General features: G+C 62.0%; 10 protein-coding genes. All 10 read left to right on the forward strand.

Going from position 1 to position 12,209, the window contains the following annotated elements:
* Positions 1-20 precede the first annotated feature (20 nt).
* The 10 genes from ACWKV5_RS02090 (at position 21) to ACWKV5_RS02135 (ending at position 12,206) form a co-directional block, all read left to right on the forward strand.
* Positions 21-1,046 carry a polysaccharide biosynthesis/export family protein gene (locus ACWKV5_RS02090; protein ID WP_483839950.1) on the forward strand — a complete coding sequence of 342 codons (1,026 nt, stop codon included), beginning with the start codon at positions 21-23 and terminating at the stop codon, positions 1,044-1,046.
* A gap of 17 nt (positions 1,047-1,063) precedes the next feature.
* Positions 1,064-2,656 (forward strand): GumC family protein, encoded by a 1,593-nt coding sequence (locus ACWKV5_RS02095; protein ID WP_483839951.1) that lies wholly within the window; start codon positions 1,064-1,066, stop codon positions 2,654-2,656.
* Positions 2,641-3,747 (forward strand): glycosyltransferase family 4 protein, encoded by a 1,107-nt coding sequence (locus ACWKV5_RS02100; protein ID WP_483839952.1) that lies wholly within the window; start codon positions 2,641-2,643, stop codon positions 3,745-3,747. The genes ACWKV5_RS02095 and ACWKV5_RS02100 overlap by 16 nt, the downstream gene beginning before the upstream one ends.
* Positions 3,744-5,111, forward strand: coding sequence for an O-antigen ligase family protein (locus ACWKV5_RS02105; RefSeq protein WP_483839953.1), 1,368 nt, complete (start codon positions 3,744-3,746; stop codon positions 5,109-5,111). The genes ACWKV5_RS02100 and ACWKV5_RS02105 overlap by 4 nt, the downstream gene beginning before the upstream one ends.
* On the forward strand, positions 5,108-6,076 hold the full coding sequence (locus tag ACWKV5_RS02110; RefSeq protein ID WP_483839954.1) for a glycosyltransferase: 969 nt from the start codon (positions 5,108-5,110) through the stop codon (positions 6,074-6,076). Before ACWKV5_RS02105 ends, ACWKV5_RS02110 begins: the two co-directional genes overlap by 4 nt.
* Positions 6,069-7,205, forward strand: a complete 1,137-nt coding sequence (locus ACWKV5_RS02115; protein ID WP_483839955.1) for a glycosyltransferase family 2 protein — start codon at positions 6,069-6,071, stop codon at positions 7,203-7,205. The genes ACWKV5_RS02110 and ACWKV5_RS02115 overlap by 8 nt, the downstream gene beginning before the upstream one ends.
* Positions 7,206-7,217: 12 nt before the next feature.
* A complete protein-coding gene (locus tag ACWKV5_RS02120) occupies positions 7,218-8,219 on the forward strand; it encodes a polysaccharide deacetylase family protein (RefSeq protein WP_483839956.1) in 1,002 nt (333 codons plus the stop codon).
* Positions 8,216-9,520: a lipopolysaccharide biosynthesis protein gene (locus ACWKV5_RS02125; RefSeq protein ID WP_483839957.1), complete on the forward strand. Its 1,305-nt coding sequence runs from the start codon at positions 8,216-8,218 to the stop codon at positions 9,518-9,520. The genes ACWKV5_RS02120 and ACWKV5_RS02125 overlap by 4 nt, the downstream gene beginning before the upstream one ends.
* The gene (locus ACWKV5_RS02130) at positions 9,517-11,436 is read left to right on the forward strand and encodes a hypothetical protein (protein ID WP_483839958.1); all 1,920 of its coding nucleotides are present in this window, start codon (positions 9,517-9,519) and stop codon (positions 11,434-11,436) included. The genes ACWKV5_RS02125 and ACWKV5_RS02130 overlap by 4 nt, the downstream gene beginning before the upstream one ends.
* Positions 11,437-11,519: 83 nt before the next feature.
* Positions 11,520-12,206 carry an N-acetyltransferase gene (locus tag ACWKV5_RS02135; RefSeq protein ID WP_483839959.1) on the forward strand — a complete coding sequence of 229 codons (687 nt, stop codon included), beginning with the start codon at positions 11,520-11,522 and terminating at the stop codon, positions 12,204-12,206.
* The last annotated feature ends 3 nt before the right edge of the window (positions 12,207-12,209 follow it).

The raw sequence follows: 12,209 nt of genomic DNA on the forward strand, positions 1-12,209 counted from the left end.
AACCAGAAAAGGATGACGCCATGAACGCCAGAATGCTTGTCCTGCTGTTGCTGCCGCTTGCAGGGTGCACCAGCAATTCGACCGAAACCCAAATGCCAGTGCAGATCCTCACGGCCTCACCGGCCAACGCCCAGGCCACCGACATGCCCAAGGTCGAACAGACCTTGCGGCCACAGGACGTGCTGGACGTGATCTTTCATATCAGCACCAGCGGCTCGGACGCCTACCGCATCCAGTCCGGTGACCAGATCGGCCTGAACTTCACCGCCGCCAGCCAGCTCAACGGCAATCAACTGGTGCTGCCCGACGGCACCATCGAACTGCCGGGCGCCAACACCTCGGTGAAGATCGCCGGGATGTCCAGCGAGCAGGCGCGTGAGGAAATCCAGCGGGCGTATCAGCGCAAACAGCTGTTCCAGCCCAACCGCAACCAGCTGACCGTGCAAGTCATCAGCCCGCTGAGCAACGAATCCAACCTCAAAAGTGCCCTGAACCACCCCGCTACCGGCATGAGCCGGGAGATCACCGTGGGCACCGACGGTTATGCCAGCTTCCCGGAAATCGGCGCCGTGCCACTGCAAGGCATGACCGTCAATCAACTGGAAACCTTCCTCAACAAACGCTACGCCGATCTGCCAGGACGGATGACCGTCGACGTGCTGCTCAAGTCCACCGCCGGCAACGAAATCTATGTGCTGGGTGAAGTCGGTCAGCCGGGTTCCTACCCGATCCGCCGGCCGGTCTCGGTGCTTGAAGCGTTGACGCTGGCACGCGGCAGTAATGCCAAGGCGCGGCTCGATTCGGTGGTGATCATGCGCCGCAACGGCAATCAGGTTAAGGCCGTGCGTTATGACGTGGAAAAAGCCCTGGCCGGCGATGCCTCGCAAATCGCCTACCTGCAACCGGACGACATGCTGTACGTGCCCAAGACCAAACTGGCGAGTGCCGGTGAACTCGCACGGCAACTGGCCGACGTGGTGTTGTTCCAGGGCGTGGGCCTGAGCTTTGGCTACCGCCTCGATAACAAAGACGACAACAGTAACTAACTCTCAGGTGACCTGACATGAATCCAAAGGAAAACTACCTGCACGAGTTCTTCAGGATCTTCTTCGCCAACAAGCAGTTGGTGAAGCGGGTATTCCTGGTCTTTGCAGTGATCGCCCTGGTCTTGCCGCTGATGCTCAAACAGAGCTTCGATATCACCGCGCAAGTCATCGTGCAGTCGAAAAAACTCTCCCAGGGTGACGCCACCACGTCACTGACCGTGGACAACGCCACCTTCATTCCGCCATCGCTGGCCGACATGGAAACCGAGAGCAATATCCTGCGCTCCCCGGCCCTGATCCGGCAGACCATCAGTGAGTTGCGCGACAAGGGCGAGTACACCCCTGCCCCCGGCGTGTTCAACACACTGGTGCTGCAACCGATCAAACGCTTCATCACCTCGCCGCTGCGTGAGTACGTGATCAACCCGGTGAAAAGCGCGCTGGGCATGGAAACCGATCCGGTGCGCGACACCACGCTGGATGCGTTGACCCAGGAAGCCATCGACAAACTGAAGATTGAAACCCTGCCAGGCTCCAACGTGATCTCGATCATCTACAGCTTCGGTGATCCGCATCAGGGCACGCAGTTTGTCGCGGCCTTGCTGCAAAACTACCTGGCCAGCCGTCAGGAACTGCAATCGATCGACCTGCCACAAACCTTCTACGAAACCAAGAAGCACCAATATCAGGTGCGCCTTGATGGCCTTGAAGGCACCCGGCTGGCCTTGCTCGAAGGCGTCGGCTCGTCCGATCCGAAGGAGGAAATCACCTTCCGCCTCAACGCGATCAACACCGAGGAGCAAGCGCTCAACCTGTATCAGGACCGCCGCCTGCAAAGCCAACGCTGGCTCGACTACCTGAAAACCAGCCTGGCCGCCGCCAGCAATAACAAGCTCAACGACTACACCTTCCCCTACACCTTCACCACCACCGTGGACAACGTGGCGTTTGAAGACCGCGAGATCAAACAGATGGGTGAAGCACTGACCAATCAGGTCAGCCGCTACATGAACGACCTGGCGATCTTCCAGCCGAGCAGTGAACCGATGTTGCTGACCCGTGAGCAAATCACTCGCACCCGTCAGCAGTTTTTGAAAGTGGTGAGCAACCGGATTCAGGAACGCACCAACGACCTGGCGATTGTCAGCTCGGTGATCGACCAGAAGACCGCGCGCATTGCCGAGTTCAAGAACCGCATCCACCAGTTGCAGGAAACCCAGAGCAAACTGCGGCAGATGGACACCGAGATCGACGCCTTGCACGCAGCGTTCTCGACCTACGCCCAGCGCTTTGCCGAAAGCAGCACTGCCCGCTCGCTCGACAACGACCTGTCCAACGCCCGTGTCCTGAGCCCACCGTACGAACCGACCGAAGCGGCGTTTCCCAAGCCGTTCCTGATCATCCCGTTCGGCTTGTTCACCGGTCTGCTGCTGGCGATTGCCCTGGTCTACGTGCGTGAGTTCTTCGATCACCGCTTCAAGGCTCCGGCGCAAATCACCCACGAACTGGGCTTGCCGGTGCTGTTGGTGATCAACGATCAAAACGTCGAGCCGATCAATCCGCACAAGAACTGGTCCGTGCCAAGCCTCGTGCATTGGGTGCGCAATTGAACGCGCCGCTCAACCCTGCCACCGCCCTGCCGATCATTCATTTGCTCAGCAGCGGTGGGTTCTATGGGGCTGAGCGGATGCTGCTCGACCACTGCCTGGCGACGCCGGGGCAGCACCAGGTGCTGTTTCTCGATGCGCCGCCAGAATTGATCGCACGGTTTCGTGAGGCCGGGGTGGATTGCCGTGGTTGCGCGGGGCTGGGGGAGTTGCTCACGCATTTGCGTCAGCGCCGTGGGGAAGAACCACTGATCAACACGCACAATTTCAAGGGCCTGTTGTTTGGTTGGGTCGGCGCGACGTTGTTGCGTTTGCCGCTGGTGATCACCCAGCACGGTTTCACCCCGCGCAGCCGCAAGCAGAAGTTCTACACCTGGCTGAGCCTGCAACTGTGCCGCACCGCCTCGGTGAATCGTGTGGTTTGCGTCGCTGAAAGCATCGCCACGCTATGCCGCCAGGCCAGTGTGCGGGCGGAAAAACTGCAGGTGATTCCCAATGGTTTGCCCGCCGCCGCCACGCAGTGCTCGCCCAACGTTGACCGTCAGCGTTGGCTGGCCGGTTACGTCGGGCGCCTGAGCAGTGAAAAAGGCCCGGACCTGTTTCTCGATGCGCTGATCCCGTTGTGTCAGCAACACCCGCAACTGGACGCCGTGATGCTCGGCGACGGCCCTGAACGGGAAACGCTGCTGGCACGGATCAACGCCGCCGGTTTGCAATCGCGCATCACCTTGCCGGGTTATCAGACCGACATGGGGTTGTGGTGGCGCCAACTCGATGCGCTGGTGATCAGCTCGCGCACCGAAGGCACGCCAATGATTCTGCTCGAAGCGATGCAGGCAGGGGTGCCGGTGGTGGCGTTCGGTGTCGGCGGCATTCCCGATGTGCTGCAAGACCGGCACAACGGCTTGCTGGCAACACCCGCTGACAGCGCCGCCCTCGCCCGCCAGATCGACACCTTGCTGACGGAACCGGCACTCGCTGTGCAATTGATCGACAACGCAAAACGTACCCAACTGGACCGTTACGACCTCAAGGCCCTGGCCGAACGCTGGTCGCAGCTTTATATCCGTACTGCACGGGAGGCACGCGCGTGATCTTTCCGCTCTCGATCGTCAGTCTGCTCGGCCTGGTCTGCCTCGGTTTGCTGGCCAGCCCTTATCCCTTTCTGGCGCCGGGAGCGGTGCTGGGCCTGGTCGGTGTCGCGCTGCTGTACCGCAAACCCACCTGGGGCCTGCTCGGCATAGCGGCGCTGGTGCCGTTCGAAGGGTTCTTCAAGGACAGTTCGCTGTCGGGCACCAAGTTCCTCGGCGCGTCGCTGGCAGTGATCCTGATGCTGCAACTGGCCCTGCGGCAGATTCCGTCCGAGCGCCTGCGCAGCAATACCTGGCGCTACCTGATCTGGTTTCTGGTGCTGTACCTGCTCAGCCTGCTCAATACCGATGACATGGGCATGTCATTGGGGCATCTGCGCGAGTTGAGCGTTGGCCTGATCCTGTTTGTGATTACCCTGCTGATTGGCCGTGACTTGAATCTGGACCTGTTCGCCAAACTGGTCACCGCCAGCGTCACGATGACCTGCGTACTGGCGATGTTCTCCAGCAAATATCAGGATCAGGGGCGTGCCGCCGGGTTGCTTGAAGACCCGAATGCCTTCGCCATGCTGATCGCCTTCGCCGTACCGCTCGGCCTGTGGCTGGTGATCCGCAGCCCAAACCTGTTGCACCGTCTGGTCTGGGGTGGTTGCTGCGTGCTGTTGCTCGGTGGCATGACCAAGACCGAATCACGCTCCGGGCTGGTGGTGTTGTTTCTCAGCCTGATGATCGGCGCCTGGCACTACCGCACCGAGTTGACACGTATCCGCCCGCGGCACCTGGGGTTTGCCATGCTCGGCGCAGTGATCGTGATTCCACTGGCGATTTATGCGATGCCCGCCGGCTATGTCGCCCGCATCCAGTCCCTGAGTATCTTGAGCGCGGGGGCCAAGAGTCAGGACGAATCCCTCGGCCGCCGCGCCTCTTACATCGTGGTCGGCAGCGCGATGATCCGCGAGAACCCGCTGCTCGGCTCCGGCCCCGGCACCTTTCCGCTGCACTACGCCACCACCGGTTATGCCAAGGCATTTTCGGCCAACCGCAAAATCGGCGACCTGTACCGCCGCGCCCACAACACCTACCTGGAAATCTTCAGTGAACTGGGGATTCCCGCCGGCCTGCTGTTCGTCGGCATGCTCGCCCTCGGCCTGTACAACCTGATCCGCGCCCGGCGCCTCTGGATGCAGCGAGACAACCGCGAGCAAGCGGACTTGATGACGCACCTGGCAATGAGTTTTCTGTCGTTGACCCTGTTCCTGATGTTCCTCAGTGCACCGAACCAGAAGTACGTGTGGATCATGCTCGCCCTGACCAGCGTGCTGCGTGTGAAAGCCGAAGAAAGCCCGCCACGGGAGGCCAAGGCATGAGCCGAATCAGCATTGTGATTCCGATGTACAACGAAGCGCGCCACATCGCCCGCACCTTGCTCGCCGCGCAGAAAGCCGCCCACGCCGCCGGCCTCGATTGCGAGCTGATCGTGGTCGACAACGGCTCGCAGGATGAAGGCCCGCAGATTGCCCGCCAGTTCGGTGCGCAGGTGCTGGTGCACCCGGGGATCCTGATCGGCGCCCTGCGCAATCGCGGAGTCACCATCGCCACCGGTGAATGGCTCGCGTTCATCGACGCCGACGTCGAAATGCCCGAAGACTGGCTGACAAAACTGATCGCTCTCGAAAGAAAGGGGCAGGCCGATGTGTTCGGCCTGGATTTGCACACCCCGGCCGCAGCGCCGTGGTACGCCACGGCCTGGCAACGCCGCACGCTGCGCCCCTCGTCCCAGGGCTCTCGCCCGGTGGATTGGCTGCCCAGCTCCAATCTGCTGATGCGACGCAGCTGGTTCGACAAGGTCGATGGCTTCAACGAAAGCCTGCGCACCGGCGAGGACAAGGATTTCACCCTGCGCCAACACCAGGCCGGCGCGCGGATCCTCACGGTCAATGAATGCGTGGCTCTGCATTGGGGTTACGAAATGAACTGGCGCGAGTGGATGGGCAAGGAAATGTGGCGCCAGAGCAGCCACGTGCAATTGCTCCGCACCCATGGCGCGAGCCTGCGCCTGCTGCGCTTTCCACTGTTGTCGCTGGCAGCGTGGTTTCTCGATCTGATGGCGGTCTCGGCCCTGTGCGACGGCTTTCCGCATCACGCCGCGGTCATGTTGGGCATCACCACGGTGCCGGCACTGATCATGAGCCTGCGCCAGAGCCGCAAACACCGCGACGTCGGCCTGACCCTGCAACTCTGGGGCCTGCACTGGGTGCGCCTGCACCTGGCCGGGGCCGCGCTCGTTCTCAGCCTGTGTCATTGGAATGCCAGGAGGCCCGCCCGTGGCTGAATTCATTTTCTGGTTGTGCCTGCTGCTCCCGGTTTACGCCTACTTCGGTTATCCCTTGTTGCTGACGCTGCTGTCGCCGATGTTCGCGGCGCGGCGTCATGGCGCGCCGGAGCCACTGAACGTGAGCGTAGTGATTGCAGCGCACAACGAAGCGCGGCACATCGAACACAAGTTGCGCACCCTGCTCGCCCAGGATTACACGCCCGCCTCGCTGCAGATCATTCTGGCCAGCGACGGTTCGACCGATGACACCGTGGCCTGTGCGCGCAAAGTGATTGACCCGCGCATCACCGTGCTCGACCTGCCGCGCCAAGGCAAAGCCGCGACCCTGAACGCCGGCGTGGCGCTGAGCACCGGCGACATTCTGGTGTTCACCGATGCCGATAACCAATGGTCCCGCGACACCCTCGGCCATTTGCTTTCACCCCTGAGCGACCCGCAGGTCGGCGCCTGTGCCGGGCACATGGTGATCCCCGTGACGGGCGGTGGCCTGAGCGTCGGCGACAGCCTGTATCGGCATTACGAAGGCTGGCTGCGCCGGGTCGAAAATCGCACCGGCTGCATGGTCTCCGCCGACGGCGCATTGCTGGCCTTGCGTCGCGAGTTGTTCCAGAACGTGCCGGCGGAGGTCAACGACGACTTCTTCATCAGCACCTGCGCACCCGTCGCGTTCAAACGCATCGTCTATGTGCCCGAGGCGCAGGTGATCGACCAGGGCGTCGATGAAGCCGACAAGCAGTTCCGTCGCCGCCAGCGTGTCACCGTCGGCGGGCTGCAAAGCCTGGCGCAGCGCAGCGAGCTGCTCAATCCGCTCAAGCATGGCCTGTATTCGATTGCCTTGATCAGCCACAAACTGATCCGGCGTCTGGCGCCGATCCTGTTGTTGCCGTTGCTGCTGAGCAATTTCTGGTTGTGGGACGACCATGGTTTTTATCGCCTGAGCCTGATCGCGCAACTGTTCGGTTATGCCATCGCCATCGCCGGCCTGCTGGATTCGCAACACCGCTTGCCCAAGCCCTTTCGCCTCGCCGCGTTCCTGCTGGTGACGCTGGCCGGAATGAGCATTGGCCTGTGGCAGTTCCTGCGTGGCCAGCGCTATGCGCAGTGGAACCCTGAACAGAATCGTTGAAAGGATTGAGCCATGGCGATCAAACAACTCTTAAAGCGCACCAGTGGTTGGCTCTACCTCAATTCGCCGGTCGGACGCAGTCAGCTGCAAGGCGCCGGCGTGATCCTGATGCTGCACCGGGTGCTGGCCGACGATCAGGCCGCGGCCCTGCCCCACCGCAATGAATTGTGCGTCGGGCCCAAGGCGTTCGAGCACTTGCTGGCGTGGCTGAAAAAACACTTCGACTGTGTGCCGTTGATGGAGATTCTGCACCCAGGGAAAATCCGCTCGGACCGGCCGAAAATCACCCTGACTTTCGACGACGGCTGGCGCGACAACGCGGTGAATGCCTACCCGCTGCTGCAAAAATACCAGGTGCCGGCGAGCATTTTTCTCTCCACCGATTTCATCGGCAGCCGTCAACGGTTCTGGTGGGAAAGCATCGGTGAAACCTTGTGGGGCAGCCACGGTGAATCCGCCCGAGTCCGCTTGATCGAGTCCCTGCAACAGGCCGGTTGTCCGTTGCCGGTGCCGTTCGCGGAGCTGGATGAAGAACGCCGCAGTCTGGCGCTGCTGCATTTCCTGCAAAGCCTGAAAAGCCTGAGCCCGATGACGCTGAACCAACTGACCGATGCCTGCCCGGACGAGTCGTTGCCCCAGGCGCTGGACTGGCATCAGGTGCGCTCGCTGGAAGCTTCCGGGCTGGTGCGTTTCGGCCCGCACGGCGCCAGTCACGCGATCCTGACCGGCCTCGACGATCAACGTTTGCATGAAGAGCTGAGCCGCAGCCGCGATGCGCTGCAACACGGTTGCAACCGGCCGTTGCCGGTTTATTGCTACCCCAACGGCGACAACGACGCGCGGGTGCGCGATCAGGTCGCCTTGCATGACTTCCCGTTTGCATTGGGCACCGGCACCGGGATTTATCGCGGCAGCGATGACCCTTTGAACCTGCCGCGTTTCGGCGTCAGCCAACGTGTGGCGCGCAATCCACAATTGCTGTCATGGCGTTTGTATCGCGGGGCCCGCGCATGAGCCGTAGCCATTACCTCAAGCACCTGGCCCTGAGCATGGGCACCAAACTGGCGATGATTGCGCTGCGGCTGCTGCGCAACGTGTTGCTGGCGCGGATTCTCGGCCCGAGTGAGCGCGGCTTGTTTGCCCTGCTCAGCACCCTGCCCGACCTGATCAGCGCCGCCACCAGCGGTGGGCTGAACTCGGCGGTCGGTTATCAAGCGGCCAAACAGCGGCCGATGGGTTTGTTGCTAAGCCAAGTGTTGGTGTTCGGCTGCCTGCTGGCGGCAATGTTGACCTTGCTGGTGGTGGCGCTGGTGCGCGAATTCGGCAGCGAACTCGACATCACCACGCAACTGGGCCTGCTCGCCTGGCTGTTGTTGCTGGCGGTGCCGCTGACCGTGCTCAAGAGCGGGTTGCTGACCCTGCACAACGCCTCGGGCGGCGTGGTCGCCTTCAACGCCTTGCGCCTGGTGGAATCCCTCGCGCCGCTGTTGCTGTTCCTCGCGCTGTTCTGGATGTGGAAAGAGTCGGCCCTCGAAGCTGCGTTGATCAGTTGGCTGGCGGGGATCAGCCTGGTGGTGCTGGCGGGCTGGGTCTGGCTCAAACGTGATCAGCCGCTGAAGTTGCAATGGGACCGCGCCAGCCAGAACGAACTGCTGCGCTACAGCGCTCGCAGCCATCCGGACCTGTTGTTCCAGCAAGTGATCCTGCGTTCCGATTACTTGTTCATCGGCGCTCTGCTCGGCAGTACCGCGCTCGGTCATTACGCCATGGCCAGCGCCGCCGCCGAGTTGCTGCTGATCGTGCCGGAAGCGGTCACCACGCCGCTGATGAAACGCCTGTTGCAACAGGAAGAAGGCATCGACAAGGTCACGCCACTGGCGCTGCGCCTGACTGCGACGGTGATGCTCGGTGCCTGCCTGACCATGGCGGTGATCGGTGAATGGCTGATCGTCACGCTGTTCGGCGCGGCGTATCAACCGGCGTATCCAGCGTTGCTGGCATTGCTGCCGGGCCTGCTCGGCCTGTGCTACGCAAGCATCCTGCGCCTCGATTTGTTGGGCAAGAATCGTCCCGGCACCATCTCACTGTTGATGGGCCTCGGTGCCCTGCTCAACCTCGCACTGAACCTGGTCATGATCCCGGCGTACGGCATCGTCGGCGCGGCGGCCGCGTCGTCCATCGCTTATCTGGCGGTGACCATTGCACTGCTGGTGATGTACTGCCGCTTGAGCGGCGTGCCGGTCTGGCAAACCCTGATCATCCTGCCCAGCGACGTGGCACCGATGCTGCTGATGCTGCAAAGGAAGTCGGCATGAGGTATTTCGCCCTGCTGGTGAGCCTGGGGCTTTCGGTCGACGTCTACGCCGGGCCGATGCGCTGGGCGGACATTCGCGACGGCAGCTTGTACCTGCAAGCGGATCGCCCCGACACGCTGACGGTGCGCTGGACCCCGGCGTGGCAGGCGGATGCCAACGAAGAACAGCTGTACCTGCTCGACGGCAAAGGCAAGCTTCAGGCTGAGCACAAGATCGCCGCCAGTGAATTGAGCGGCACCCAGAGCTGGCCGCTGGCGCCGAATGCCGCCAGCTATCAACTGGAGATTCCGGGTTACAGCTTTCGCCGCTACAAGGTTGAACACGACGACAGCACGGTGGCGTTGTTCGCCCCGGCCAAGGTGCATTTCAGCGCCGAAACCCATGACGGCGACGAGTTGTTTTTCAAGGTCGCACCGGGTGAACACGCGGTGCTGGCCGGCAAGTTCCATGGCGGTGTCAATGCGCTGCAAGCGCAGCGGGTGGGCGACGGCAAACAGTTGTCGGTCGCGCTGAAACCTTATCGGGCTTATTGGCAGTTCGATCAGGTCGAGTTACCGGTCACCTCAAGCGAACAAGTGTGGCGCCTGCGCCTGCAAGGCAGCGGCAAAGTCGCGTTCTGGCTCGACGGCACCGCCAACCTGTTCGCGCAGGACCCGCAGCAGCTAAAACCGCTTCGCGAAGACGCGGGTGATGTGCGCCTGACGCTCAGCAAAGACGTGCTCGGCCCCACGCCGAACCTGGGCATCGCCCTGCCCTACGTGATGCCGCCGCCCTCCAGTTATGCGGTGCTCGATGCGCTCAAGCCGCAAGCGGGTGCTTATTACACCTTCGTTGACGTCACCGCGAAAAAGCCACAGTACGAAGATGCGTTCCGCCAGGTGTATCAGGACCGCTTCGGCATTTATCAGGACATCACGCTGTTGGCCGGCAGCCAGCGCCAGGCCGATTTGCGCGCCGACACCATGAGCAACGCCGGCCTCGACGCCTGGCTCGCCTCGACCCGCGCGCTCGGTGGCAAGGGCACGCACTACATCGGTTTCGCTGACGAGCCGAACCTCAACTATTCGAGCTACGCCCAGTACCAAAGCATCTTCAATAGCATGGCCCGGCAAGTGCGCAGCGATCCGGCCAATGCCAAGGCCGGTGTGCGCATCGCCATGCCGGCCAGTTCACGGCTGGTCAACGGCCCGTTCGCCGACAACGCCGCCGACAAACGCGGCATCGATTGGGCCAGGCGTTTGCTGGCGGAATCGGGTGACAACGTCGATGCGTTGGCCTGGCACGAATGGATGATTCGCGACCTGCTGGCGACCCGGGTCTACCGTGACAGCGTGCGTCGCGCCGCTGATCTGGTCGGCCTCGACGGCAAGGGCCGGCCACGCAAAGCCCTGTTGCTGGACCAGACCAACATGTCCAGCGGTTCCAGCCTGAGCCCCTACGATCAGGACACCCATTTCGCCTCGCTGTGGTGGGCATCTGTGGTCATCAACTCGTCCCAGGACGGTTTGCTGGAGATGCTCAACTGGTTCCAGGCCGCCGATGAACCGAACTACCCCAAGGGCATGTTGAAGGTCCTGGGTGACGATCACTTCGAATTGAAACCGGTGGGCTTTGCCCAGCAGTTCATTCAGCAGCACTGGCTCGCCAACGTGGTGCGCGTGGAAAACGACGCCTTCGAAGTCGACGTGTTGGCGATGGCCGACGACGCGCAACGCAGCCTGTTGGGGGTCAACAAAGGCAAGCGTTTGCAGCATGTGAACCTGGCCGGCACCACGTGCCCGCTGCTCAAGGGTTCATTGCGTTACTTCGGCGCGGACAACCGCAGCCGCGACGCGCCTTTCAACTGCCAGAACGGGCGCGTCAGTTTCGACCTGCCAGGGGAAACCCTGTTCGCTCTGGGCTGGAGCGCCTCATGAACACCTTGAATTGCTTTGCCGCGCCGGCCCTTGCCGCGCGATGCATCACTCCCACCACGGCCACCGCCGTCAGGAGACATAACATGAGTGTTTTGCACAAACTCAGCGAACAGATCAAACAAAAAGGCCTGAGCGCCACGTTGAAAAAAGTCTGGAAGCATTACGTGTTCTTCCACGAGGAACTGTTGTGGATGGAACGCGACCTGGTCAGCCCGGTGCCGCCACACAAGCTACGGCCGTACCCGCCACTGCGGGTTGAAACCATTACCGCGCAGAAGGCCGTGGCGTTCACCCGCTACTTTGGTGACCGTGTAGAGACCATGGCCGAGCTGGCCCGCGAGGGCTACACCGGGCACATGCACCTGGACGATAAGGGCGACGCGGTAGCGTTTATTTGGGGCGCGGCGCGCAACTATAACGACAAGCATTACTACGGCTGCTGGTTCCCGGTGAAGGAAGGCGAGTTCTTCGAATTCGGCGGCGAACTGACCCGCGCGTATTGGGGCACCACGCTCTCGGTGGACCTGCAACTGGAGCTGTGGAAAGCGATGCAGGCCCAGGGTTGCAACAAGGTGGTGGATGTCTGCGAGTTCCACAACATTCCGGCCCTCAAGCTGCACATGCGCATGGGGTATCAGGAGCAAGGGCGGATCATGAACGTGTACAGCCTGTTCGGCTGGCGCTTCTTCCGCGAAACCCGTTACACAGGCTCGCGTCTGGATGCCTTGCGCAAACCGGCCCGTGAACCTGTCCCAGCCTCGGCGACCTGACCT

The organism is Pseudomonas oplopanacis (assembly GCF_057128725.1).